Genomic DNA, 23,925 nt, shown 5'->3' on the forward strand with positions numbered 1-23,925 from the left:
TTGACGTTAAAAACCCCGGCATTTTCTGCCGGGGTTTTCTCGAGATTTACTGGCCTGTTACCACTTTGGTCCAGAGCCGCGTGACGGTTCGCTGCGTTTTCGTGTCGTAAGGCGTCACGGTAAAGAGCTTGGCCAATGTGGCCGCATCCGGATAGACCGACGGATTTTCCAGAATGGCCTTGTCGATGAATTCCTGCGAGGCCTTGTTGCCATTGGCATAGGACACGAAGTTCGAGGCTTTCGCTGCAACTTCCGGACGCATGATGTAATTGATGAACTCGTGCGCTTCGGCCACATGCGGTGCATCGGCAGGGATGGCCATCACGTCAAACCACATCTGCGCACCCTGTGACGGAATGGCGTAGTCCAGCTTCACGCCGGCATTGGCCTTTTCCGCACGCGACTTGGCCTGCAGGATGTCGCCGGAATAGCCGAGTGCCAGACAGATATCGCCGGCAGCGAGTGCATTGATATATTCCGACGAATGGAACTTGCGGATCGACGGGCGAACCGCTGTCAACAGGTCCGCGCCCTTGGCGAGATCGTCGGGATTCTTGCTGTCCGGATCGAGGCCGAGATAGGCCAGCGTGGACGGCAGGACATCCGAGGCAGAATCAAGCACATGGACACCGCAATCCTTGAACTTGGCCGCCATTTCCGGTTTGAACAGGATATCCCAGTTCGGACGCGCATCCGTTCCGAGAATTTCCTTCATCTTGTCGACATTGTAGCCAAGGCCCGTTGTGCCCCACATGTAGTCGACAGCGTACTGATTGCCCGGATCATATTTTTCGATGCGCTGGTTGATCACATCCCACATGTTCTTCAGGTTCGGCAGCTTCGACTTGTCGAGCTTCTGGAACACACCGGCGGCAATCTGGCGCTGCAGGAAGGATGCGGTTGGAACAACGACGTCGTAACCGGTTCCGCCTGCCAGCAGCTTGGTTTCGAGGATTTCATTGGAGTCGAAGGTATCATAGACAACCTTGATGCCCGTTTCCTTGGTGAAGTCAGCCAGGATGCTGTCATCAATATAATCGGACCAGTTGTAGACATTGACAACGCGTTCCTGCGCGCCGGCTGCCGTGGCAAGCCCAAGGGCGAAAGTGGCCGTTAAAAGGATGGATTTGATACCCATAAAATGCCTCCATGCTGCTGGCACCCGATCTTTCAGCCGTGCCAGGGGTTCCCAAATTTCCCCTACCTTTTTAGATTGCGATCACTTCGTCAACAGGGTTGCAGCAACTCCCTCATCTAAAGTTGCTGATCAACGCAATTTTGATCGCCGCATTTTGGTGCACGGCGTCAGGCTGGTGGCTTTCGTGTCGAAGCCGCACGCTGGCGCCGGTATTCCCAGCCCAGATGAAAGAGCAACGCACAAAGGATGATACCGCCGCCGATGATGGTGCGCTGCGTCGGCACTTCATTGTGTAAAAGCCAGACCCAGACGGGCCCGAGCACAGGCTCGAGCGTTCCGATCAATGCGGCGAGCGCCGAGGGGATAAGACGGGCGCCGCTGACGAAAAGGGCAAGGCCAAGACCAAGATTGACGGCCCCAAGAGCAAACAGGAAACCGAAATCCCGCGCGCTCGCCGAGAATGATCCGCTCATCACCGAGGCCGCACAGGCGGCCATCACCACGCCGAGAAAAACCGCGGGTGTCATGCGCAGATGCGCCTTGCGCCGCGTGATCACCGTGGCGGACGCAAAGGCGATGGCAATCAGCAAGGCGAGAAGGTCGCCGATGGGGGAAACCGCGCCATCCAGCGAATCGGAAACCATGATGGCAACGCCGGCAATCACCACGGCAATGGCACCCCAGGTTGCAAGGCTGACCCTTTCGCGAAAGAGCACCCAGGAAATCAGCGCCGCCAGCAGCGGCACCGCCGCCTGGAGCAGCAGGACATTGGCGACCGTCGTGTAGGACAGGGCAACGATGAAGCAGGACGACGCGATGGCAAAACAGATGCCGACGCCCACCCCGGCCAGCCCCATGTTGCGGAACAGCCGCAACGTTCCGTGCGGACCATCGCGGACCAGCATGAAACACAAAAGGAAAAGCCCGGCGAATACGGACCGCCAGAACACCACGGTCCAGTTATCCGTGGTTTCAAGAAAACGGGTCAGAGCACCGCCCGTGCTCCAGGCGATTGCCGAGCCCGCAACCAGCAGGCAGCCGACCGCGGTCTCCGACGCGCTCTTGGCGGGATCGGGCGCAGCAACCGGCGGCAGCGGGACGGACGAAACACTCATGCGGGTACAATGCCAAATTTCAAATCTGCGGTGAGTTTGGGAAACGACTGGCGATTGTCGCTTTCTGCATCGTTTTCGCCCGCAAATCCAGCGGCATCATTGAAAATCGAAAGCACTCAGGCCCGTCACCATCTCATCCAGCCCCAGCGGACGGGTGACCGGCGGCTCGGCACGCGAAAGACAGGCGGATCGCTCGCAGAGACGGCAGGCCGGACCGACCGGCGTCGCACCGATATTCCTGCCGCCGAGCGCAGCGCCATAAACCGTTTCATCGGCGAAACCGATATCGCAGCCGAGCAGGATCGCCGTGCGCCGCGGGCGTTCATTGAAACTGCCTTGCGGCCCCTCAAGCGTGCGGGCAATGGTCATGAATTCAGCGCCACCCGGCATCTCGATGGCTTCCACCAGAATCTGCCCCGGCTGGGCAAAGGCGGCATGCACCGCCAGCTTTGGACACTCGCCGCCGAAGCGCGACTGCGGATAGCCCTGTGCCCCGGCCCGGCGGAAGCGGTTGCCCGCATGATCCACCTCCAGCATGAAGAACGGAATGCCGGCAGCCCCCTGTCTTTGCAGGGTCGTCAACCGATTGGCCGCCTGCTCGAAGGAGACATTGAAACGCGAGCGCAGCACATCGACATCATAGCGGGCGCGCAGGGCAGCGGTCTGGAACGCCTGATACGGCATCATCAGGGCCTGGGCGGCATAGCGGGCAAATTCGAACCGGGCGATGCGGCGCGCTTCGTCGGAGGATAGCTTCAGCTCCTGAATCTCCGCCGCGATGACCACCTGCATGCGGATGAGCACCGCCTCGATGGCCAGTTCACGCAGCTGATCGAATGGCGACAGCCGTTCCGAGATGAACAGGCGCTGCGAATGGCGGTCATAGCGCCGCCGCCAGTTCGGCATGGTCGCGACCGGCAGGACGCGCACCGTGATTCCGTGCTCGCTTTTCAGCCATGCCTTCAAGGCGCCTGAGAGATCATCGCCCGGCTTGATCAGATGGATGAAGCTGTCGACCTCCCCTTCAATGCGGGCAAAATGATTGGGCTTGCGCTCCAGCACTTCCCGCACTTCGCTGAGCGGCAAACGCGTCGCCGACAGCGACGGCACATGCCCTTCCTTTGCCAGCATTCCCGAGAGGTCGGACAGGCGCTCCAGCGATTCCCGGTAGGCGCGATAAAGCTTGATGACACCGGCTGCCGCATTGGGTGCGGCATCGCCGATCTCGATCAGCTCCTGGTCGCCGGGCAATTCACCATTGAGCAAAGGATCGGAAAACACTTCTTTCAGTGCCGCCATGGACGAGCCGGTCTCGGCCTGCAGCGTGTCGAGTTCGATCTTGTAGGTCGATGACAGTTTTAACAGCAGCTGCACCGTCAGCGGACGCTGGTTGCGCTCGATGAGATTGAGGTAGGACGGCGAAATGCCCAGCGCTTCGGCCATGGCCGTCTGCGTCAGCCCCTGCTCATTGCGGATGCGCCGGATGCGGGGACCGGCGAAAATCTTGCCTTCAGCCATTTCCACCCCTTATGTCAGCAATATTGACAAAATTTACACAATTTCAGGCAATCAACCAATATTACAAAATTTACAGATTTACAAATCATATTTGTCAAAGCAGAGACATGCTAACTCGATAAATCCGCCAATTACGGCGATATTTATTGGAATTACTGCACCGCAATGTAAATTCAGTCACATGAACGCAGCCATCGAAACTCCCAAACGACCTGTCTGCGATCGCGTCAACAGAAGCTGGAGAAAGATAATGACTGATTTTTACAATCTCGTACCCAATGCTCCGGGAGGTCGGTTCGATGGTATTGAACGTCCCTATACGCCTGACGATGTCAAAAAACTGCGCGGTTCGGTTCAGATCAAATATACTCTTGCTGAAAACGGCGCCAACCGACTGTGGCAGCTCATCCACGAAGACGGCTTCGTCAATGCCCTTGGCGCTCTGTCGGGCAACCAGGCGATGCAGATGGTGCGTGCGGGCCTTAAGGCGATTTATCTCTCCGGCTGGCAGGTTGCAGCCGACGCCAATACCGCTTCCGCCATGTATCCTGACCAGTCACTGTACCCTGCAAACGCTGCGCCGGAGCTTGCGAAACGCATAAACAAGACGCTGCAGCGCGCCGACCAGATCGAAACCGCGGAAGGCAAGGGCCTGTCAGTCGATACATGGTTCGCACCGATCGTTGCCGACGCGGAAGCCGGCTTCGGCGGCCCGCTCAATGCCTTCGAGATCATGAAGGCTTTCATCGAGGCTGGCGCTGCGGGCGTGCATTATGAGGACCAGCTGGCATCGGAAAAGAAGTGCGGCCATCTCGGCGGCAAGGTTCTGATCCCGACCGCTGCCCATATCCGCAACCTGAATGCCGCGCGGCTTGCTGCCGACGTCATGGGAACGCCGACCCTGGTCATCGCCCGCACGGATGCGGAAGCCGCAAAGCTTCTGACCTCGGATATTGACGAGCGCGACCGCCCCTTCGTCGATTATGATGCGGGACGGACCACGGAAGGCTTTTATCAGGTCAAGAACGGTCTCGACTCCTGCATCGCCCGGGCGATCGCCTATGCGCCGCATGCGGACCTGATCTGGTGCGAGACGTCGAAGCCGGATCTCGAACAGGCCAAGCGCTTTGCCGAAGGCGTGCGCAAGCAACATCCGGACAAGCTGCTCGCCTACAACTGCTCGCCGTCGTTCAACTGGAAGAAGCATCTGGACGAAGCGACGATTGCCAAGTTCCAGCGCGAGCTGGGTGCGATGGGCTACAAGTTCCAGTTCATCACGCTGGCCGGGTTCCATCAGCTCAACTTCGGCATGTTCGAGCTGGCACGCGGCTACAAGGATCGTCAGATGTCCGCCTATTCGGAGCTGCAGGAAGCGGAATTCGCCGCCGAGGTAAACGGCTACACCGCCACCAAGCACCAGCGCGAGGTCGGCACGGGCTATTTCGATGCGGTCTCGCTGGCCATCACGGGCGGTCAGTCGTCGACGACGGCCATGAAGGAATCGACCGAGACGGCACAGTTCCGTCCGGCAGCCGAGTAACAGGCACCCAATCCGGACCGTCGGCGAGGCCCTTACATGCCGCCGGTCCATACGGGACAATCATTTGATTGTTCCACTGCAACGCCAGAAACAAGGAGCATCATCATGGCACCGCAGACACGCGTGAAGGAACGGGCCGAGGAGCAATCATCGGCCATGAATGCAGACCAGCAGGCTGTCATTCGCATGGTCGCGAATGATCTGCATCGCCTCAACCAATCCGTCATGAAGGCAGTGGATGCCGGCGTGTCCGTGGAGCTGGTCCGCTCCGCCCGCCACCACGGCGGCGACGGCAACTGGGGCGACCTGCTGATCCCGGTGGTCGTCACCCGGCAATAGCTCACCGTGGCCTTCTCTGGTTTCGGTCTGGAACCAGCACGGCGCGCTGAACCGTCCGCAAGCGATTGCGGACGGTTTTGGTTTTTGACGGCGAATTACCCGAAAGTCTGGATTGATTGACGTCATCGCATTTGTAATCTAATTATTACATGCTTGAGATACGTCAAACACAGGTCTTCGCGGATTGGCTGGATCGCCTGAAGGACAGGCACGCCAGGCATATGATAGCGCAAAGGATTGTGCGTCTTCGGCATGGGCACAGCGGCGACGTGCAGCCTGTCGGCGAGGGTGTCAGCGAGCTTCGTCTTCACCACGGCCCCGGCTATCGCCTTTATTTTGTCCAGCATGGAACGGTCTTGATCATTCTTCTGTGCGGTGGCGACAAAAGCAGCCAGCAGAAAGACATCCGGAAGGCTAAAGCTCTCGTTGCGGATTTGGAGAAAGAAAAATGACGATCAGGACAACCCCCTTCGACCCGGCGCGCTATTTCGATACGCCGGAGTCACAGGCCGAACTCTTGAGCGATGCATTTGAAACAGGCGATGCAAGCTATATTGCCGACGCCCTTGGAATCGTTGCCCGCGCAAAAGGCATGACACAAATTGCCAGGGAAGCAGGTGTCACGCGGGAAGCCCTGTACAAAACGCTGAGCGCCAAGGGCGATCCCAAACTGACCACCTTGCTTGGCGTCCTGAAGGCGCTGGGTGTGCAGCTTGCTGTTACGCCGAAACACGCCGCATAGAGTTCAGCTTCGTACCTTTGCACCGTCCGCAAGCGATTGCGGACGGTTTTGGTTTTTGACGGCGAAAAACACGACCACAATTTTCTCGTGCCAGCCTTCCCATAGCGATGAGTTTTGATCTATCATCCGAAAACCGTAATAAATTCTGGTGATTGATGCCTTCTGAAACCCCTGAGAAGAAACCCGCACGGACTTCAACGCGGCGGCGCACGCCTGCCTATGTCAAAGCCACACGCGGCGTAAAAAACTGGCGCGAAGCTTCCGAATGGCTGGCCTGGCGGGATATCGAAGACATTGAATGCATCACGCCCGATCAGGCTGGTGTTGCCCGCGGCAAGATGATGCCGTCGAAGAAATTCACGTCCAATACGTCACTGGCACTTCCATCCGCCGTCTTCATGGCGACGATCACTGGCGACTATCCGGAAGACGGTTACGGCTTTTCCTATCCGGAAGACGATGGCGATCTGAAATTGATGCCTGACCTCTCTACTCTTTCGGTCGTGCCGTGGGAGAGTGACCCGACCGCGCAGGTCATTTGCGACCTCGTGAACAAGGATGGCGCTGCGGTGGAATTCACCCCGCGCAACGTGCTCAAGCGCGTTGTGGCCGCCTACAGCAAGAAGGGCCTGAAGCCGGTTGTGGCTCCGGAAATCGAATTCTATCTCGTCAAGAAGAACCCCGATCCCGATTATCCGCTGACCCCGCCTGTCGGCCGGTCCGGCCGTGCCATCGGCGGCGGCCAGGGCTATTCCATCGCCGGCGTCAACGAGTTCGACGAACTGATCGACGATATCTATCATTTCTCCGAGGGCCAGGGCCTGGAGATCGACACGCTGATCCATGAAGAAGGTGCGGCGCAGCTGGAAATCAACCTGCGCCATGGCGATCCCGTCGAGCTTGCGGACCAGGTGTTCCTGTTCAAGCGCACCATCCGCGAAGCGGCGCTGAAGCACGATATGTATGCAACCTTCATGGCCAAGCCCATCCAGGGCCAGCCCGGATCGGCCATGCATATCCACCAGTCGATCGTCGACAAGAAGACCGGGCGCAACGTGTTTTCCAATCCCGACGGCAGTGAAAGCGAGGCATTCCGCCACTTCATCGGCGGCATGCAGAAGCATGTTCCGGCCTCTCTGGTCATGTTCGCGCCCTACGTGAATTCATACCGGCGGCTGACACCGGCGGCTTCTGCGCCGGTCAATGTCAAATGGGGCTATGACAACCGCACGACGGCCTTCCGCGTGCCGCGTTCGGACCCCAATGCCCGGCGTGTGGAAAACCGCATTCCGTCGTCCGACGCCAATCCCTATCTTGCCCTGGCGGCGTCGCTCGCCTGCGGCCTGCTCGGCATGAACAACAGGATCGAGCCGGATGCACCGGCCTCGACCACGGTCAACGACAATCTGATCGAATTGCCGCGCGGGCTGATCGAGGCGACCATATTGTTCGAACAGGACAAGGACCTGACGGCCATGCTGGGACAGTCCTTTGCCATCACCTACGCAGCCATCAAACGGGCGGAGTTCGAGACTTTCATGGAGGTTATCAGTCCATGGGAGCGTGAATATCTGCTGTTGAACGTCTGATTTGAGTGAGGTTTCTTTGGTTGCAGGAGCACTGTGCGTGGTTCGACAAGCTCACCATGTGGGAGATGGAGGATCGCAGAATCGGCATTGCAGCCAATACCTTCCCCTCATGGTGAGCTTGTCGAACCACGCACAATGGTCGTGCAGCAAACCAGCAAACAAGATTGCTTCATAACATGCCCTATCAGTCACCGATTTCCCCCGGCGTCTCCTGGTATGAGTCGACCATTGCGGATCGCACCGAATATCCGGCACTGGACGGTTCGCGCACCGCCGACGTTGTCATCGTGGGCGGCGGCTTTACCGGCCTTTCCGCCGCCGTTCACCTCGCCTCGGCGGGTGTCGACGTCGTCCTGCTGGAAGCCTACCGTTTCGGTGACGGCGCCTCCGGGCGCAATGGCGGTCAGCTCGGCACCGGGCAGCGCGCCTGGGCGGAGGAGCTGGAAGGACAGTATGGCTTTACCCGCGCCAAGGCGCTGTTCGACCTTGCCGAAGAGGCGAAGGCGCACCTTCTGCAGTTCGCCGACACGCACAAGATCGACATCGAATTCGTGCCGGGGCAAATGTCCGTTGTGCACAAGAAGCGCTATCTGAAAGATTACCGCGCCCACGCGGAACTGATGGCAACCCGTTTCGGCTATCCACATATTCATTACATGGATGCGGCGGAGACAGCGGAACGCCTCGGCTCCACGCGCTATCTCGGCGGCGTCTACGATGCGGGCACCGGTCATATCCAGCCGATGAAACTTGTGGTTGGCACAGCACAAGCAGCAGCCCGGGCCGGAGCCCGTCTTCACGAGAATACCCGGGTTACCGGCATCACCTCGCAGAACGGACGGGTGACGGTGGCAACGGCCAAAGGCAACGTGACGGCCGCCAAATGCCTGATCGCGGTCAATGCATACGGCGGCAACCTCGAACCGATCAGCGCTTCGCATGTCATGCCGATCCGCTCGTTCATCGGCGCCACGGTGCCGCTTGGCCAAGACAGTCCGGTCCTGCCCGGCGGCGAAAGTGTCGACGACTCGCGCTTTGTCGTGCGCTATTTCCGCCGCTCCAAGGATGGGCGGCTGCTGTTCGGCGGACGGGAAGCCTATACCGCAGACAATCCGCTCGATATCAGCACCCATATCCGCCGGCAGATCGCCGAGATTTATCCGGCACTCGCCGACGTGGAAATCACGCAGGCCTGGGGCGGCTCCGTCGGCATCACCCTGCCCCGGCAGCCTTTCGTGCGCGAAGTCATGCCCAACGTCATTTCGGCGGGCGGCTATTCCGGTCATGGCGTGATGCTGTCGAACTATGTCGGCAAGCTCTATGCCGAGACCGTCGCCGGCAACCGCGACCGCCTGAAACTGCTGGAAGAGCTGAAAGTACCGGCCTTTCCGGGCGGGCGCACCTTCCGCGCGCCGCTGCTGTTTCTCGCGCTCAGCTGGTATGCCCTGATGGACCGGATCTGAATCCCAGCTAGTTCCCCCGGTACACGGGGGCCCGCCGCCCGATCCAGGCATTCAACCCTTCCCGCGTATCGTGCGAGGCGGCGACACGGGCAAACTGTTCGCTTTCCATCTGCAGCCCCTCGCCGATGGGCATGTTCAACCCGCGTGTGACGGCGGTGATGATGCCCGCAGCCACCACCGGGGAATGACGCAGAATACGGCCGGCAAGCTCAAGCGCTGCGGGAAGCAGGTCTTCATGGGGAACCACCCTGTTGACCAGCCCGAGTTCCAGGGCTCTCGCCGCTGAAAAGGTATCGCCGGTCAACAGCAGTTCCAGCGCGCGCTTGCGGCCGGCAAGGCGCGGCAGGCGCTGGGTGCCGCCAAAGGTCGGCGGGATGCCGATATTGATTTCAGGCTTGGCAAACACGGCCCGCTCGCTCGCAACGGCCAGATGCACCGCCTCGGTGATTTCACAACCGCCGCCGAAGGCAATGCCGTTGACGGCAGCGATGATCGGCTTGCCAAACGCCTCCATCCGCGCGGTCATCGCCTGCCCCCGCCGCACGAACGCCCTGACGGCGATATCGATGCCTTCGCCTATGCTCTGCGAGAATTCATGAATGTCTCCGCCCGCCGAAAATGCCCGGTCGCCTGCGCCTGTCAGAATGACGGCGCGGATGCCGGGATCATCCTCGATGCGATCGAGAAGCTGCAGCAGCAGATCATTGGTTGCGTAGTTCAGGGCATTGAGCTTTTCCGGCCGGTTCAGGGTCAGAAACGCGATATTGCCGTTGATTTCGAAGAGCACGGGATCGGACATCGATTTTGCCTTTCACTGGGAAGGATCAAGGCCGAAGATGTAATGCTCCATGCACATTGTGTATATTCACTAGCTAGTATACTTTATCGCCATGCCAAGGACATCCGACCCGACCCGCGACCGCATTCTCGATGCAGCCAGCCGCCTGTTCTATGCGGAGGGCATTCGTGCTGTCAGCGTGGATGCCGTTGCGGAAGCGGCGGAGCTCACAAAGCGGACGCTGTACTATCACTTCAAGAGCAAGGACGATCTGGTTGCCGCCTATCTCCAGTCGCGCGACCAGCCCAATCTTGCGCTGTTTGCCAAGTGGTTCAACGCGGCGGACGGCACGATTGCGGACAAGGTCGAAGCGATCTTCACCCATCTGGCCAGGGCTGCGCGGCACAAAAAATGGAAGGGCTGCGGTTTCCTGCGGACAGCTGCCGAACTGGCCAACATGCCCGGCCACCCCGCCATCAAGATCGGTTCCGCGCACAAGAAGAAATTCGAGGCGTGGCTGGCGGATGTTCTGGCAACAGCGGGAGTGGAAGAGCCGCCAGCCCTCGCCCGGCAGATCGTGCTGCTGATGGACGGGGCCTTTTCCATCATGCTTGTCCATCGTGATGCCAGCTATGTCGAGGCTGCGGGCAAAGCGGCGGCGGCACTTGTTCACCTGTCGGAAATCAGGGATGCCGAGCGATACTCGCTTTCAAACAAGCCTCAGTTGTCCAAATAACTTCCAGGACTGTAGAGAAGCTGGACTCGCCTGGCGTTCATCAACTGCTTGGGAGAGAACCAGAAAAATCTCTCGCTCTCAGGATCGTCATCGATGGCAAATTGCAAGCTGCGGAAGATCGCCAGCCAGACAAGCTTGGAACAATAGAAGCCGGAATCGTCATTCAAATCCAGATTGAAGAATTCATAGGGGCGGCCAAGATATTTTTTTGCTTCGGCTGGTATTTCCGAGCGCTGGTCCTGCGGCAGGTCCGCAACGCGGCCATGCCAGACCTCTTCCCCAGGACGGGAAGCAAGCCAATTTTCATAGGGTTGCCTGACAACGCCCCTGCCGGAAACGGCTTCGATCACAAACGGCTTGCCATCGCAAATTTCAAGAATAGCCACATGTCCGACGTAGACGATTGATCCCGTCCCCAGCGATTCCTTGCTCAGCTTTTGCGGCCCGTGATATCGTTTTGCGAACTCTTCAAAATCCAGCCTGTTGAGCCGGGCTTCCCGCGCTGCGGTGAAATCCGGATCGGATTTCGCCACCTGCTCCAGGTAAGCACGCTTCTCGGTCTCGAATTTTTGCCTGTCGTAAAAATCGGTTGGAACCTGCCGCATGTCAGGCGCGTAGGCCGCGGAATAGGGAACGATAACCCCCGGCTTCTTCGGCCACACAAAATCACCTGACTGGAACTCCAACGGATCGGGCCGCAACGTTTTCGCCGTGGTGACAGGCTCTGATGCCGCCAAGCTACACCTTCCTCACAATCACGCTGCCGACGGAATAGCCGGCACCGAAGGAACAGATGACGCCGAGACTGCCCGGTGCAAGGTCATCGGAATATTGGGAGAAGGCAATGATCGATCCCGCGGAGGACGTATTGGCATAGTCCTGCAGGATATTCGGCTGTTCCCCCGTTTCCGGTTCACGCCCCAGCACCTTCGAGCCGATCAGATCGTTCATGCCCTTGTTGGCCTGATGCAGCCAGAGCCTCGACAGATGTGCCGGTGCGATATTCTCGTCGGCAAGATGGGTAAGGATCAGGTCGGAAACGATCGGCACGACCTGCTTGAACACCTTGCGGCCTTCCTGACGGAACAGCATGTCGCGGCGGTCGGTCATGTGGCCCTCGCGCGTGCGGCGCAGGAACCCGTTATTGTTGCGGATATTGTTGGAGAACTGGGTCAGGCAGCGGGTCGAGATGATCTCGAACCGGTCCGGTGCGGTTGCAAGGTCGTCGCGCTCCAGCAGCACCGCCGTGCAGACATCGCCGAAAATGAAATGGCAGTCGCGGTCACGCCATTCGAGATGGGCGGAGCAAATCTCCGGGTTGACCATGAGGATGGCGCGGGCCGATCCCGAACGGATCATGTCGGCCGCCGCCTGGATGCCGAATGTCGCCGACGAACAGGCAACGTTCATGTCAAAGCCGAAACCCTGTATTCCCAGCGCTTCCTGCACCTCGATGGCAATCGCCGGATAGGGGCGCTCGTGATTGGACGCGGCGCAGATCACGGCATCCACGTCGGCAGCGGTTCGGCCGGCCTTGGCCAGCGCCGCGGTTGCCGCCTTGACCGCCATTTCAGCCATGACAGACAGTTCATCATCACTGCGCTCCGGCAGGACAGGATGCATGATCGCCGGATCGAGAATTCCCGACTTGTTGAGCACGTAGCGCCGCTCGATCCCCGATGCGCGGACGATGAAGTCTTCCGCGGACATCGTCATCGGTGCGCGCGTGCCTGCCGCAATCTCATCGGCATGGATTTCGTTCTGCCGCACGGCATAGCTGTTGAATGCTTCAACGAGTTCGGCATTGCTGATGGAGAGTTCCGGCGTAAAGACACCGGTACCGCTTATGACAACCTTATGCATGGCGTTTCCATAGTTTTTATCTGCCTCAAGCGTTAGACGCTCAAACGTCCGCGCGCAAGTTGTCATCAAGAGTTCACGCGCCGGCTTTAGCGTTCCCCCTAGTGTTTGAAGCAAATACTGGGGATTTCCTGATGACGGTAAGCAATGCGACTGACACACGTCTGTTGAAAGACGAACACCCGCTCGACAAACCAAGCAATTTAGGCAATTGGCCTAATTATGCGGTGGTCGCCATCCTGATCGGCGGCCTTTTTTATGTCGGATATTCACTCACCCAGGATTTGACCAGCTCGGTCGCCGTGCCGTGGATTCTTCTTGGGCTTGCGCTGGTTACGGCCCTGGGCTTTGAATTCGTCAATGGTTTTCACGACACCGCCAATGCCGTTGCAACGGTGATCTATACGAATTCGCTTCCCGCCGAGATCGCCGTGATCTGGTCGGGCATTTTCAATTTTCTCGGGGTCATGACCGCAAGCGGTGCCGTTGCCTTCGGTATCATCTCGCTTCTGCCGGTGGAACTGATCATGCAGGTCGGTTCGAGCGCCGGTCTTGCCATGGTGTTTTCACTTTTGACCGCCGCCATTCTGTGGAACCTCGGCACCTGGTATCTGGGCCTGCCCGCCTCCAGCTCGCACACGCTGATCGGTTCGATTGTCGGCGTCGGTCTCGCCAATCAATTCCTGGCGCCGACAGGCACTGCCACCAGCGGCGTCGACTGGTCGAAGGCCACGGAAGTCGGCATGTCGCTGTTGATTTCGCCGCTCGTCGGCTTCGGCATGGCCGCCCTGCTGCTGCTGGCGATGCGGCTGCTGATCAAAAACAAAGCCCTCTATGAAGCGCCGAAAGGCCAGACTCCTCCGCCTTTGTGGATCCGCGGCCTGCTGATTTTCACCTGTACCGGTGTCAGCTTCGCCCATGGCTCCAATGACGGCCAGAAGGGCATGGGTCTGATCATGCTGATCCTGATCGGTGTCGTGCCGACATCCTTCGCGCTCAACCGCACCCCGGATATCAATTATCTCGAAGCCTACAAGTCCGCCGCGACCGCAGCCGCGACAACGCTGCGCTCCTATGAAAAGCCCGGCATCACCGTCACCGATGCCAATTCGGTGGTCAGCAATGCGGTGCGCAACAAGACATGGAGCGATGAAACCACCGTCGCATTGCGCCAGTTCATTGACCAGACCAATGCCAGCATATCGCCGTATGGCTCCGCGTCGACGGTTCCGGTCGGCATGGTCAGCAACACCCGCAATAACATGTATCTGACCGGCGAGGCGTTGAAACTGATCGACAAGGCCAAACTGCTGCCGATGCAGCCCGCCGACCTTGCCACCATCAAGACCTATCACCAGGCCATCGACAATGCGACGAAATTCATCCCGACCTGGGTGAAGGTTGCCGTGGCGCTGGCCCTCGGTCTGGGCACGATGGTCGGCTGGCGCCGGATCGTCGTCACCGTCGGTGAAAAGATCGGCAAGACGCACCTCACCTATGGGCAGGGTGCTTCGGCCGAACTGGTTGCCATGGGGACGATCTTCACTGCCGACACGCTGGGCCTGCCGGTCAGCACGACCCACATTCTCTCGTCAGGCGTGGCGGGGTCGATGGTGGCAAATGGCTCGGGCCTGCAGATGTCGACGGTGCGTAACCTGCTGATGGCCTGGGTGCTGACACTGCCGGTGTCGATTGCCCTGTCCTTCACCCTGTTCGTGATCCTGCGCCAACTGATTTAGTCCGGAATGAAAAATGGCCGGCAATGCCGGCCATTTTCGCTTGATCAGGATCCCTTCGGCGCATCGGCGCCTTCGGTTACCTCGGCCCAGGCATCAAAATCCCGCTGCAGTTCGGTAATCTTGCTGCGGGCTCCGGCGAGTGCAAACTTGCCAAGCAGCAGGCGCAGGGGCGGCGTGTCCGCTTCCACGGCCTGGACGATCGCCTTGACCGCCCGCACAGGATCGCCCGGCTGATTGCCGCTGGATGTCCTGATCTGCTGCATGCGCTGATCGGACGTCTCGCGATAATCCTCAATGGTCGTGGGTGCCTCGTTGGCCGAGCGTCCGGCCCAGTCCGTGCGGAAACCACTGGGTTCCACGATCAGAACCTTGATCCCAAGGTGCGCGACTTCCTTGGACAGGGCTTCCGAAATCGCTTCGACGCTGAACTTGGTGGCATTGTAGAAGCTCACGGCCGAATTGGCCACAAGACCGCCAATCGATGAAATATTGACGACGGTCCCCGACCGCTGCTTGCGCATGACGGGCAGGACGGCCCGGGTCATGTTGACGAGACCCCAGACGTTGATTTCGAACATCTTGCGCACTTCATCGATGTCGCTCTCTTCGAGCGAACCGAAATAGCCGATACCGGCATTGTTGACGAGCACATCGATACGGCCGAAGCGGGCTTCCGCCGCCTTGACGGCAGCGGCAATATCGTCCGCATTGGTCACGTCGAGTTTGAGGACAAGTGCCTTGTCTTCATTGCCCCGCGCCAGATCTTCGACCTGTGCGGGGTTACGTGCGGTGATGACGGTGGGATAACCCAGTTCAAGCGTATGGCGCGCCAGCTCGCGGCCAAAACCGGTTGAACAGCCAGTGATAAACCAGACGGGTTTCGATGTCATGATCATGTCCTTGAAGGATGAGCCGCGCCGCTGATCGGACCACGATCAGCCGGATACAGCCATTGGGGAAATTGGACGACACTCCGGATGTAGGCCGATCTGCTTCCCGTTCAAGACAAAATCAGTTGATCCCGTCTAAATACAGCGCCCGCCGTCGACTTCCAGCGCCACGCCCGTGATGAACTCAGCCTCGCTGGAAGCGAGCCAAAGGGCCGCATTGGCGATATCCAGCGGTGTCGACAGGCGGCCGAGCGGGATCGAAGCCTTGAACTGCGCGCGCTTTTCCGGTGTGTCCTCGCCCATGAACAGGCTGAGCATCGCGGTATCTCCTGCGACCGGGCACAGGCAATTGACCCGGATATTCTTCGGTGCCAGTTCAACCGCCATGGATTTCGTCGCTGTGATCGCCCAGCCCTTGGACGCATTGTACCAGGTGAGGCCGGGACGCGGACGCAGGCCAGCCGTGGACGCCGTGGTGATGATGGAGCCACCGCCCTGCATTTCCATGATCGGCACCACGGCAAGCGTTGAATAGTAGATCGCCTTCATATTCACCGCAGTGATAAGGTCGAAGGTGCTTTCATCCACCTCGAGCATCGAGCCATTGCGGTGGGTGAACCCAGCATTGTTGATCATGATGTCAACGCGGCCGAATGCATCCATTGCGGCAGCAACCATCGCATCGATATCGTGTTTGCGCGAAACGTCCACCTCTACGGCAATCGCCTTTTTTCCAATGGCGGCAGCAACCGTTTCCGCACCCTTGTGGTTCAGGTCGGCGACGACGACATTGGCCCCCTCTTCGGCAAAGCGCTTCGCCATTCCCTCGCCGAAACCGGCGGCTGCGCCGGTGATGATCGCTGTCTTGCCTGCCAAACGGGTCATGTCATTTCCTCATGCTATTGATCTTGAATGGGATTGTTCCGGGTGTCGGCCCGGTCAGTCGTGGCGGAACACGACCGTTTTGGTTGCGGACATATCGAAGAGCGCTTCAAAGCCCTTTTCCCGCCCGTGACCGGACTTCTTGAAACCGCCAAACGGCAGTTCGACGCCGCCGCCAGCACCATAGGCGTTGACGAAAACCTGTCCGGCGCGAACTTTCTTGGCGACACGGTGCTGGCGGGCACCGTCCCGGGTCCAGATACCCGCGACGAGACCGTAATCGGTGCCGTTGGCAAGCCTGATGGCATCCGCTTCGTCATCGAATGCGAAAAGCGACAATACCGGCCCGAACACTTCTTCCTGTGCCAGAACCGACGCGGGATCGACAGCGCCGAAAAGCACGGGAGCGACGTAGTAACCCTCCACGGGCGCTTCGACATGAATGGAGCCGCGGGCAACAACCTCAATCCCGGACTCGGCAGCGGAAGTGATGAAGTTCTCGACCTTGCGCTTCTGCGCCGGGTTCACCATCGGGCCAAGGTCAAGGTCCATATCGTGCGGTGCGGCGACAAGCTTGCTGAAGCGCTCGCCAAGGGCGGCAGCGACGTCATTATAGAGAGGACGCTCGATCAGGATACGGCTTCCCGCCGAGCAGGTCTGACCGCCGTTCTGGATGATGGCATTGACCAGAACCGGCAGGGCCTTTTCCACGTCCGCATCGGCAAACAGGATTTGCGGCGACTTGCCGCCCAGTTCCATGGTGACGCCGCGATTGTTCGCGGCGGCGGCCTGCTGGATCGCGGTCCCGGTGACGGGCGAACCGGTGAAGGTGACGTAATCAATCCCCGGATGCGATGACAGTGCGGCACCTGCATCACGGCCATAACCGGTGATGACATTGAGAACGCCATCGGGAAATCCTGCCTCAATGGCCAGTTCACCGATACGGATGGCGGACAGCGAGGCATCCTCGGCCGGTTTGATGACCAGCGTGTTGCCCATCGCCAACGCGGCGCCAACCACGCGCGCCATGATCTGCATCGGATAGTTCCATGGAATGATGCCGGCAACCACACCGTGCGGTTCGCGCAGCGTCAGCGCCGTGAAGCCGTCGAGAAAGGGAATGGTATCGCCATGGATCTTGTCGGCGGCACCGCCATAGAATTCATAGTAGCGCATGGTCGCGGCGACATCCGCCTTGCCCTGACGGACCGGCTTGCCGGTATCGCGCGATTCGAGCGCCGCAAGTTCGTCGCCATGCTCTTCGACGAGCTGGCCGAGCCGTGTCAGCAGGCGGCCACGCTCGAAAGCCGGCATCCGGCTCCAGGGTCCGTGTTCGAAGGCTTGCCGCGCTGCACGCACGGCGCGATCCACATCATCGGCATTGCCCGCCGGGATGGTGGCGAAGGGCAAACCATCGGACGGACACAAAACAGTGATCGTTTCCTGCGAGAGTGCGGCGACCCGCCGGCCATTAATGATATTCAGGAAATTCTTATCCTGTGCGACAATTCGAGAGAGATTCTGATCCATGACGGGTTCCTGCTTTGCGCCGATGGTATTGGAATTGAACCGTCTTGGGAATGCATTTTGACGCAGAAGACGGATCGGTGCTGGCCTTTTTAAATCGATTAGATTATACAGGCCTGCATCAGCGGAACACCTATTTTTGGCATAGCGAGACTTAATCTTATGACAAGCCAGATTATCCCGGTTGAACCTTTTGACTGCATCGTCTTCGGCGGCAGCGGCGATCTTGCCGAGCGCAAACTGATCCCCGCGCTCTATCAACGCCAGCGGGACGGACAGTTGACGGAGCCCACGCGCATCATTGGCGCATCGCGTTCGGCGATGTCCGATGCCGACTACCGCAAGTTTGCGGAAGCCGCGATCAAGGAACATGTCAAACCGGAAGAGATCGACAAGAAGCAGGTGGAGCAATTCCTGCAGCGCCTGTCCTATGTAGCCGTCGATGCGACATCGGACAATGGCTGGGACGATCTCAAAAGTGCGATTGGCGACGCGAACAGGAAGATCAGGGCGTTTTACCTCGCGGTCAGCCCGAGCCTGTTCGGCGACATTGCCAGCCGCTTGAAGAAATATGAGCTGATCACCGATCAGACCCGCATCATCGTCGAAAAGCCGATCGGCCGCGATCTTAAATCCGCCATTGCGCTCAATGACACGATCGGCAGCGTCTTCAACGAACAGCAGATTTTCCGCATCGATCACTACCTCGGCAAGGAAACGGTGCAGAACCTGATGGCGCTGCGCTTTGCCAATGCGCTGTACGAGCCCCTGTGGAACTCGGCGCATATCGACCACGTGCAGATCACCGTCGCGGAAGCGGTCGGCCTCGAAGGCCGCGCCGGCTATTACGATACGGCCGGTGCGCTGCGCGACATGGTGCAGAACCACATGCTGCAGCTTCTCTGCCTTGTTGCGATGGAGCCTCCCGCATCCATGGATGCCGATGCCGTGCGCGACGAGAAGCTGAAAGTCCTGCGCTCGCTTGCCCGCATCGATGGCAAGAATGCCGAAGAGCTGACCGTGCGCGGCCAGTACCGCGCCGGTGCGTCCGCCGGCGGCCCGGTCAAGGGCTATCAGGAAGAGCTGGGCGCGACGAGCAACACGGAAACCTTCGTCGCCATCAAGGCCGAGATCGCCAACTGGCGCTGGGCCGGCGTGCCGTTCTACCTGCGCACCGGCAAACGCCTTGCCACGCGGGCCTCTGAAATCGTCGTTTCGTTCAAGCCCATTCCGCACTCGATCTTTGGCGAGAGCGCGGGCCGGGTCGTCGCCAATCAGCTGGTGATCCGCTTGCAGCCCGATGAAGGCGTGAAGCAGTGGATGATGATCAAGGATCCGGGTCCGGGCGGCATGCGCCTGCGCCACGTTCCGCTCGACATGAGTTTTGCGGAATCGTTCCAGGTGCGCAGCCCCGATGCCTATGAACGCCTGCTGATGGATGTGGTGCGCGGCAACCAGACCCTGTTCATGCGCCGCGACGAAGTTGTTGCCGCATGGCGCTGGATCGATCCGATCCTGAAAGCCTGGACCGACAATGACCAGTCCGCAGCAGGTTATACCGCCGGTACATGGGGACCATCCGCGGCCATCGCCTTGATTGAACGCGACGGACGCACCTGGCACGAGACATGATCATGCAGCAGACACTGAACAGTTTTGCCGATGGAAACGCTCTTGCGGAAGCACTGGCGACCAGTGTTGCAGCACACCTGCAGGCCGCATGCGATGCGCGCGGCAAGGCGGTTCTGGCGGTATCGGGCGGAACCACCCCTGCCCGCTTTTTCAAGGCGCTGTCGGTCAAGGACCTGCCCTGGACCCGGATCACCGTCACGCTGGTGGACGAACGTTTCGTGCCGCCAAGCAATGACCGCTCCAACCAGAAGCTGGTGACGGAGCTGCTTCTGCAGAATGCCGCAGCGAAGGCCAATTTCGTCGGGCTCTATCATGCGTCTGCGGATGCGGACGCTGCCGTTCAATCCGCGGCGACCGCCATCGCCGCACTGGGCCAGCCTTTCGACGTGACCATTCTCGGCATGGGCGGCGATGGTCATACGGCCTCGTTCTTCCCCGGCGGCGACCGCCTTGCCGACGCGATTTCGATGACGCAGCCGGCGCTCGTCCTGCCGATGCAGGCGGAGGGTGCCGGTGAACCGCGCCTGACACTCACCCTGCCGGTGATCGTTCATTCCCGGTTCGTTGTCCTGCACATCGAAGGCGACGGCAAAAAAGCCGTCCTCGACAAGGCGCTTGGCGACGGGGCAACCGCTGACATGCCCATTCGCGCTATCCTGCGCCACACACCCATCAATCTTGAGATTTTCTGGGCTCCATAAGGAGAAAACCGATGACCGTCCTGCAAAGGGTCAAAAGCATTACCAACCGCATCCGTGAGAGGTCGATCCCGACCCGCGATGTCTATCTCGACCGCCTGCGCGAAGCTGCTTCCCACAAGCCGAAACGCACTGCATTGGCCTGCGCCAATCTCGCTCACGGCTTTGCCGCCTGCGGACCGTCCGACAAGGCCGCGCTGGCTGGCGATGTTGTGCCCAATATCGGTATCATCACCTCATACAACGACATGCTGTCGGCGCATCAGCCGTTCGAAACCTATCCGCAGCTGATCAAGGCGGCCGTGCACGAGGCGGGCGGCGTGGCGCAGGTTGCCGGCGGCGTGCCGGCCATGTGCGATGGCGTGACCCAGGGACAGCCGGGCATGGACCTGTCGCTGTTCTCCCGCGATGTCATTGCCATGGCGACGGCCGTTGGCCTGTCGCACGACATGTTCGATGCGGCTGTTTATCTCGGTGTCTGCGACAAGATCGTGCCGGGCCTCGTCATCGGCGCGCTGACATTCGGTCACCTGCCCGCCGTGTTCATCCCGGCCGGTCCGATGACCACGGGCCTTCCCAATGACGAGAAGGCAAAGACACGCCAGCTCTACGCGGAAGGCAAAGTCGGCCGCGATAAATTGCTGGAGTCGGAATCCAAATCCTACCACGGGCCGGGAACCTGCACCTTCTACGGTACGGCCAACTCCAACCAGATGCTCATGGAAATCATGGGGCTGCATACGCCGGGCTCGTCCTTCATCAATCCCGGCACGCCTTTGCGCGAAGCATTGACACGCGAGGCCGCCAAGCGCGCCCTTGCCATCACCGCGCTCGGCAATGAATACACGCCGGTCGGCGAAATGATCGACGAGAAGACCATCGTCAACGGCGTTATCGGGCTGCATGCCACGGGCGGTTCGACCAACCACACCATGCACCTCGTCGCCATGGCGGCGGCTGCGGGCATCAAGCTGACATGGCAGGATATTTCGGACCTTTCCGACGTGGTGCCGCTGCTGGCGCGGGTCTATCCGAACGGCCTCGCCGATGTGAACCACTTCCACGCAGCGGGCGGCATGGGCTACATCATCCGCGAATTGCTGGATGCAGGCATGCTGCATGAGGACGTGAAAACCGTCTGGGGCGAAGGCCTGCGTGCCTACACCATCGAGGTCAAGCTCGGTGAAAACGGCACCGTGGAACGCAGTCCTATCCCGAGTGAAAGCGCCGACAAGAAGGTCCTGTCCACGGTCAAGGAGCCGTTCCAGGCAACCGGCGGCCTGAAGATGCTGAAGGGCAATCTCGGCACCGCCGTCATCAAGACATCGGCAGTCAAGCCGGAACGGCGCATTATCGAGGCGCCTGCCATCGTGTTCGACAGCCAGGCGGCGCTGCAGGACGCTTTCAAGGCAGGAAAGCTCGACCGTGACTTTGTCGCTGTTGTCCGCTTCCAGGGTCCAAAGGCCAATGGCATGCCGGAGCTGCACAAGCTCACGCCGCCGCTCGGCGTCCTGCAGGATCGCGGCCATATGGTCGCGCTGGTGACGGACGGGCGCATGTCCGGTGCCTCGGGCAAAGTGCCTGCTGCAATCCACGTGACCCCGGAAGCATTGAGTGGCGGCATGATCGCCAAGATCCGCGACGGCGACATGGTGCGGCTCGACGCGGAAATCGGTACGCTTGATGTGCTGGAAGACCCTGAAGTTCTCGCTGCGCGTCCTGACCCAATCGTGGATCTCAGCCATAACAGCTACGGCATGGGCCGCGAACTGTTCGCCGCCTTCCGCAACGTGGTGGGCCGCGCCGACGAGGGCGCTTCGGTTTTCGGCTGATCAATAGGTGGTGCGGCGCTCATCGGAAGGTGAGCGCCCGAACTGCGCCCGGTAGCTCTGGGCAAAATAGGAATGGGACGTGAATCCCGTTGCCAGCGCCACGTCGAGAATAGGCGAATGCGTCTGCCGCAGCAGCTCGCGCGCCCGCTCCAGCCGCAGGCTCATGTAATAGCGCCCCGGCGTCATGTTGAGATGGCGCAGGAACAAGCGCTCCACCTGCCGGACGGACAAGCCGACAGCCTTGGCCAGCCGCACCGCCGATTTCGGCTGTTCGAGATTGTCGGCCATCAGCTCGACGATCTTGCGCAGCTTCTCGGATTTTCCGGTCAGGTCCCGCTCGGGCCCGATGCGCTGGCGATCCGTCTGCGAGCGGATGCGCTCATGATGGAACTGGTTGGCCACTTCATTGGCAAGGCCGGGATCGAAATCCTGCCGGATGATCTCCAGCATCAGATCGATCGAGGTGGTTCCGCCCGCGCAGGTATAGCGCTTGCGGTCGATCTCGAAAACATTGCCGGTGCATTCGATCTGCGGGAAGCGCTCCTGAAAACCGGCGCGGTTTTCCCAATGGATCGTGCAGCGATGCCCTTCGAGCTGGCCTGCTTCGGCGAGGATGTAACTGCCGATGTTGAGCCCGCCCAGCGCCGCGCCGCGCCGCCCGAGATTGCGCAGCGCTGCGATAACCTTGGGTTTTTCTTCAAACTCGGTGGTCAGCCCGGCGCAGATGAAGAAAATATCGGCGGCGGGAAGCTCCGCCAGCGAATATTGCACATTGATCTGCAGACCGTTGGATGCGGTGACCGGCGCACCCGTGGCGGACACGGTGGTCCACCCGTAGAATGGCTCTTCCGCCATCCGGTTGGCCGTGCGCATCGTATCGATGGCAGCGGCAAGGCTGAACATCGGGAATTTGTCGACAAGCAGAAAAGCGAAGGTTCTACTGACCTTGAGGGCTTCGGGCATATGCTGTTCTAACGACAATCCGGTTGCAAACCAATGAATTAGAAGCGGGGCGGTGTTTTTCCGGCACTGCGGTGGGCGGCAACCAGCGTGTTGGCCATCAGCATGGCAATCGTCATCGGCCCGACACCACCGGGAACCGGCGTCAATGCGCCGGCGACGGGAGCCACATCGGCAAAATCGACATCGCCGACAAGACGCGTCTTGCCTTCACCCCGCTCGGGAGCCGGAATGCGATTGATACCGACATCGATGACAGTCGCGCCAGGCTTCACCCAGTCCGCCTTGATCATTTGCGGACGGCCAACAGCAGCCACCAGAATGTCGGCATTGCGGCAAAGGCCCGGCAGATCCTTCGTCCTGCTGTGGGCAATCGTGACCGTGGCATTGTGTGCGAGCAGCAGGTTGAACATCGGCTTGCCGACGATATTGGAACGGCCGACAACCACCGCATTGAGCCCGGAGAGATCACGGCCGAGAATGCGGTCGATCAGCAGCATCGAGCCCTCGGGCGTGCAGGGGACGAATGCGGTGTCGAGCTCGCCGGTCCCCAGCTTGCCGACATTGATGAAGTGGAAGCCGTCGACATCCTTGTCGGGCGAAATGGTCTGGATGATGCGGCCGGAATCGATGTGCTTGGGCAAAGGCAATTGCACGAGAATGCCATGGATGGCCGGATCGGCATTGAGCGTTTCCACCAGCCTGACCAGTTCATCTTCGCTCGTCTGCTCCGGCAGGGTGTGCTGCACGGAATGGAAGCCGCATTCCTTGGCCTTGCGTCCCTTCGAGGCGACATAGACCTGGCTGGCCGGGTCCTCGCCGACGATCACCACGGCAATACCGGGCGTGATGCCAGTGACCTCAATCAGCTCGGCGGCGGACGCCTTGACCTTTGAAACCACGTCTTCGGCAATCTGCTTGCCATCAATCGTCACTGCCATGTG

At 59.9% G+C, this 23,925-nt stretch carries 22 protein-coding genes; 11 read left to right on the forward strand and 11 right to left on the reverse strand.

Going from position 1 to position 23,925, the window contains the following annotated elements; genetic code table 11:
* Window positions 1-46: 46 nt before the first annotated feature.
* The 3 genes from RDL77_RS04975 to RDL77_RS04985 form a co-directional block, all read right to left on the reverse strand.
* A complete protein-coding gene (locus RDL77_RS04975; RefSeq protein WP_223611745.1) occupies window positions 47-1,138 on the reverse strand; it encodes a polyamine ABC transporter substrate-binding protein in 1,092 nt (363 codons plus the stop codon).
* Between the two features lie 167 nt (window positions 1,139-1,305).
* Entirely contained in the window at window positions 1,306-2,253 is a 948-nt protein-coding gene (locus RDL77_RS04980) for a DMT family transporter (protein WP_288192019.1), read from the reverse strand.
* Window positions 2,254-2,349: 96 nt separating this feature from the next.
* On the reverse strand, window positions 2,350-3,771 hold the full coding sequence (locus RDL77_RS04985) for a short-chain fatty acyl-CoA regulator family protein (protein ID WP_288192020.1): 1,422 nt from the start codon (window positions 3,769-3,771) through the stop codon (window positions 2,350-2,352).
* 250 nt (window positions 3,772-4,021) lie between these two features.
* Here RDL77_RS04985 and aceA point away from each other — a divergent pair, with 250 nt between their 5' ends.
* The 6 genes from aceA to RDL77_RS05015 all read left to right on the forward strand — a co-directional run bounded on the left by aceA (window position 4,022) and on the right by RDL77_RS05015 (window position 9,444).
* Window positions 4,022-5,311 (forward strand): isocitrate lyase, encoded by a 1,290-nt coding sequence (gene aceA, locus RDL77_RS04990; protein ID WP_288192021.1) that lies wholly within the window; start codon window positions 4,022-4,024, stop codon window positions 5,309-5,311.
* Between the two features lie 105 nt (window positions 5,312-5,416).
* Entirely contained in the window at window positions 5,417-5,650 is a 234-nt protein-coding gene (locus tag RDL77_RS04995) for a hypothetical protein (RefSeq protein ID WP_027230260.1), read from the forward strand.
* A 149-nt stretch (window positions 5,651-5,799) separates the two neighbouring features.
* Window positions 5,800-6,102, forward strand: coding sequence for a type II toxin-antitoxin system RelE/ParE family toxin (locus RDL77_RS05000; RefSeq protein WP_288192022.1), 303 nt, complete (start codon window positions 5,800-5,802; stop codon window positions 6,100-6,102).
* Window positions 6,099-6,392 carry an addiction module antidote protein gene (locus RDL77_RS05005; protein ID WP_288192023.1) on the forward strand — a complete coding sequence of 98 codons (294 nt, stop codon included), beginning with the start codon at window positions 6,099-6,101 and terminating at the stop codon, window positions 6,390-6,392. Before RDL77_RS05000 ends, RDL77_RS05005 begins: the two co-directional genes overlap by 4 nt.
* Window positions 6,393-6,547: 155 nt before the next feature.
* A complete protein-coding gene (locus RDL77_RS05010; protein WP_223611756.1) occupies window positions 6,548-7,981 on the forward strand; it encodes a glutamine synthetase family protein in 1,434 nt (477 codons plus the stop codon).
* Between the two features lie 176 nt (window positions 7,982-8,157).
* Window positions 8,158-9,444: an FAD-binding oxidoreductase gene (locus tag RDL77_RS05015; protein ID WP_288192024.1), complete on the forward strand. Its 1,287-nt coding sequence runs from the start codon at window positions 8,158-8,160 to the stop codon at window positions 9,442-9,444.
* Window positions 9,445-9,451: 7 nt separating this feature from the next.
* Here the strand turns inward: RDL77_RS05015 and RDL77_RS05020 are convergent, their stop codons facing one another.
* Window positions 9,452-10,243, reverse strand: a complete 792-nt coding sequence (locus tag RDL77_RS05020; protein ID WP_223611758.1) for a crotonase/enoyl-CoA hydratase family protein — start codon at window positions 10,241-10,243, stop codon at window positions 9,452-9,454.
* Window positions 10,244-10,334: 91 nt separating this feature from the next.
* On the opposite strand from RDL77_RS05020, the gene RDL77_RS05025 reads away from it, so the two are divergent.
* Window positions 10,335-10,958: a TetR/AcrR family transcriptional regulator gene (locus RDL77_RS05025; protein ID WP_288192025.1), complete on the forward strand. Its 624-nt coding sequence runs from the start codon at window positions 10,335-10,337 to the stop codon at window positions 10,956-10,958.
* Here the strand turns inward: RDL77_RS05025 and RDL77_RS05030 are convergent.
* The gene (locus RDL77_RS05030) at window positions 10,943-11,695 is read right to left on the reverse strand and encodes a YiiX/YebB-like N1pC/P60 family cysteine hydrolase (protein ID WP_288192026.1); all 753 of its coding nucleotides are present in this window, start codon (window positions 11,693-11,695) and stop codon (window positions 10,943-10,945) included. The two genes, RDL77_RS05025 and RDL77_RS05030, sit on opposite strands and share 16 nt — an antisense overlap.
* A gap of 1 nt (window position 11,696) precedes the next feature.
* Complete coding sequence (locus tag RDL77_RS05035) at window positions 11,697-12,821, reverse strand: beta-ketoacyl-ACP synthase III (RefSeq protein ID WP_288192027.1); 1,125 nt, start codon at window positions 12,819-12,821, stop codon at window positions 11,697-11,699.
* Window positions 12,822-12,952: 131 nt separating this feature from the next.
* Between RDL77_RS05035 and RDL77_RS05040 the strand changes: the two genes are divergently transcribed.
* The gene (locus RDL77_RS05040; protein ID WP_288192028.1) at window positions 12,953-14,557 is read left to right on the forward strand and encodes an inorganic phosphate transporter; all 1,605 of its coding nucleotides are present in this window, start codon (window positions 12,953-12,955) and stop codon (window positions 14,555-14,557) included.
* A gap of 44 nt (window positions 14,558-14,601) precedes the next feature.
* Here RDL77_RS05040 and RDL77_RS05045 read toward each other — a convergent pair whose 3' ends face one another.
* The 3 genes from RDL77_RS05045 to RDL77_RS05055 form a co-directional block, all read right to left on the reverse strand.
* The gene (locus RDL77_RS05045) at window positions 14,602-15,447 is read right to left on the reverse strand and encodes an oxidoreductase (RefSeq protein WP_288192029.1); all 846 of its coding nucleotides are present in this window, start codon (window positions 15,445-15,447) and stop codon (window positions 14,602-14,604) included.
* Window positions 15,448-15,582: 135 nt separating this feature from the next.
* Window positions 15,583-16,332, reverse strand: coding sequence for an SDR family oxidoreductase (locus RDL77_RS05050; RefSeq protein WP_223611769.1), 750 nt, complete (start codon window positions 16,330-16,332; stop codon window positions 15,583-15,585).
* Between the two features lie 54 nt (window positions 16,333-16,386).
* Complete coding sequence (locus RDL77_RS05055; protein ID WP_288192030.1) at window positions 16,387-17,862, reverse strand: aldehyde dehydrogenase family protein; 1,476 nt, start codon at window positions 17,860-17,862, stop codon at window positions 16,387-16,389.
* 159 nt (window positions 17,863-18,021) lie between these two features.
* Between RDL77_RS05055 and zwf the strand changes: the two genes are divergently transcribed.
* Genes zwf through edd form a run of 3 tightly spaced genes read left to right on the forward strand, consistent with a single transcriptional unit; the run spans window position 18,022 to window position 22,021 of the window.
* On the forward strand, window positions 18,022-19,491 hold the full coding sequence (gene zwf / locus RDL77_RS05060; protein WP_223611772.1) for a glucose-6-phosphate dehydrogenase: 1,470 nt from the start codon (window positions 18,022-18,024) through the stop codon (window positions 19,489-19,491).
* Window positions 19,492-19,493: 2 nt separating this feature from the next.
* A complete protein-coding gene (gene pgl / locus RDL77_RS05065; protein WP_288192031.1) occupies window positions 19,494-20,192 on the forward strand; it encodes a 6-phosphogluconolactonase in 699 nt (232 codons plus the stop codon).
* Between the two features lie 11 nt (window positions 20,193-20,203).
* Window positions 20,204-22,021: a phosphogluconate dehydratase gene (gene edd, locus RDL77_RS05070; RefSeq protein WP_223611776.1), complete on the forward strand. Its 1,818-nt coding sequence runs from the start codon at window positions 20,204-20,206 to the stop codon at window positions 22,019-22,021.
* Here the strand turns inward: edd and RDL77_RS05075 are convergent, their stop codons facing one another.
* Together RDL77_RS05075 and folD are read right to left on the reverse strand one after the other, a co-directional pair.
* Window positions 22,022-22,984 (reverse strand): GlxA family transcriptional regulator, encoded by a 963-nt coding sequence (locus RDL77_RS05075; RefSeq protein WP_105736378.1) that lies wholly within the window; start codon window positions 22,982-22,984, stop codon window positions 22,022-22,024.
* Between the two features lie 38 nt (window positions 22,985-23,022).
* Window positions 23,023-23,922: a bifunctional methylenetetrahydrofolate dehydrogenase/methenyltetrahydrofolate cyclohydrolase FolD gene (gene folD, locus RDL77_RS05080; protein ID WP_223611778.1), complete on the reverse strand. Its 900-nt coding sequence runs from the start codon at window positions 23,920-23,922 to the stop codon at window positions 23,023-23,025.
* Between the last annotated feature and the right edge of the window lie 3 nt (window positions 23,923-23,925).

This window comes from uncultured Phyllobacterium sp. (assembly GCF_902479695.1).
Taxonomy (GTDB): Bacteria; Pseudomonadota; Alphaproteobacteria; order Rhizobiales; family Rhizobiaceae; genus Phyllobacterium; species Phyllobacterium calauticae.

What these genes read in the sequence shown, in the direction of transcription:
- RDL77_RS04975 (WP_223611745.1), bottom strand. Translation starts at nt 1,138, where the DNA reads ATGGGTATCAAATCCATCCTTTTAACGGCCACTTTCGCCCTTGGGCTT.
- RDL77_RS04980 (WP_288192019.1), bottom strand. Translation starts at nt 2,253, where the DNA reads ATGAGTGTTTCGTCCGTCCCGCTGCCGCCGGTTGCTGCGCCCGATCCC.
- RDL77_RS04985 (WP_288192020.1), bottom strand. Translation starts at nt 3,771, where the DNA reads ATGGCTGAAGGCAAGATTTTCGCCGGTCCCCGCATCCGGCGCATCCGC.
- aceA (WP_288192021.1), top strand. Translation starts at nt 4,022, where the DNA reads ATGACTGATTTTTACAATCTCGTACCCAATGCTCCGGGAGGTCGGTTC.
- RDL77_RS04995 (WP_027230260.1), top strand. Translation starts at nt 5,417, where the DNA reads ATGGCACCGCAGACACGCGTGAAGGAACGGGCCGAGGAGCAATCATCG.
- RDL77_RS05000 (WP_288192022.1), top strand. Translation starts at nt 5,800, where the DNA reads ATGCTTGAGATACGTCAAACACAGGTCTTCGCGGATTGGCTGGATCGC.
- RDL77_RS05005 (WP_288192023.1), top strand. Translation starts at nt 6,099, where the DNA reads ATGACGATCAGGACAACCCCCTTCGACCCGGCGCGCTATTTCGATACG.
- RDL77_RS05010 (WP_223611756.1), top strand. Translation starts at nt 6,548, where the DNA reads ATGCCTTCTGAAACCCCTGAGAAGAAACCCGCACGGACTTCAACGCGG.
- RDL77_RS05015 (WP_288192024.1), top strand. Translation starts at nt 8,158, where the DNA reads ATGCCCTATCAGTCACCGATTTCCCCCGGCGTCTCCTGGTATGAGTCG.
- RDL77_RS05020 (WP_223611758.1), bottom strand. Translation starts at nt 10,243, where the DNA reads ATGTCCGATCCCGTGCTCTTCGAAATCAACGGCAATATCGCGTTTCTG.
- RDL77_RS05025 (WP_288192025.1), top strand. Translation starts at nt 10,335, where the DNA reads ATGCCAAGGACATCCGACCCGACCCGCGACCGCATTCTCGATGCAGCC.
- RDL77_RS05035 (WP_288192027.1), bottom strand. Translation starts at nt 12,821, where the DNA reads ATGCATAAGGTTGTCATAAGCGGTACCGGTGTCTTTACGCCGGAACTC.
- RDL77_RS05040 (WP_288192028.1), top strand. Translation starts at nt 12,953, where the DNA reads ATGACGGTAAGCAATGCGACTGACACACGTCTGTTGAAAGACGAACAC.
- RDL77_RS05045 (WP_288192029.1), bottom strand. Translation starts at nt 15,447, where the DNA reads ATGACATCGAAACCCGTCTGGTTTATCACTGGCTGTTCAACCGGTTTT.
- RDL77_RS05050 (WP_223611769.1), bottom strand. Translation starts at nt 16,332, where the DNA reads ATGACCCGTTTGGCAGGCAAGACAGCGATCATCACCGGCGCAGCCGCC.
- RDL77_RS05055 (WP_288192030.1), bottom strand. Translation starts at nt 17,862, where the DNA reads ATGGATCAGAATCTCTCTCGAATTGTCGCACAGGATAAGAATTTCCTG.
- zwf (WP_223611772.1), top strand. Translation starts at nt 18,022, where the DNA reads ATGACAAGCCAGATTATCCCGGTTGAACCTTTTGACTGCATCGTCTTC.
- pgl (WP_288192031.1), top strand. Translation starts at nt 19,494, where the DNA reads ATGCAGCAGACACTGAACAGTTTTGCCGATGGAAACGCTCTTGCGGAA.
- edd (WP_223611776.1), top strand. Translation starts at nt 20,204, where the DNA reads ATGACCGTCCTGCAAAGGGTCAAAAGCATTACCAACCGCATCCGTGAG.
- RDL77_RS05075 (WP_105736378.1), bottom strand. Translation starts at nt 22,984, where the DNA reads ATGCCCGAAGCCCTCAAGGTCAGTAGAACCTTCGCTTTTCTGCTTGTC.
- folD (WP_223611778.1), bottom strand. Translation starts at nt 23,922, where the DNA reads ATGGCAGTGACGATTGATGGCAAGCAGATTGCCGAAGACGTGGTTTCA.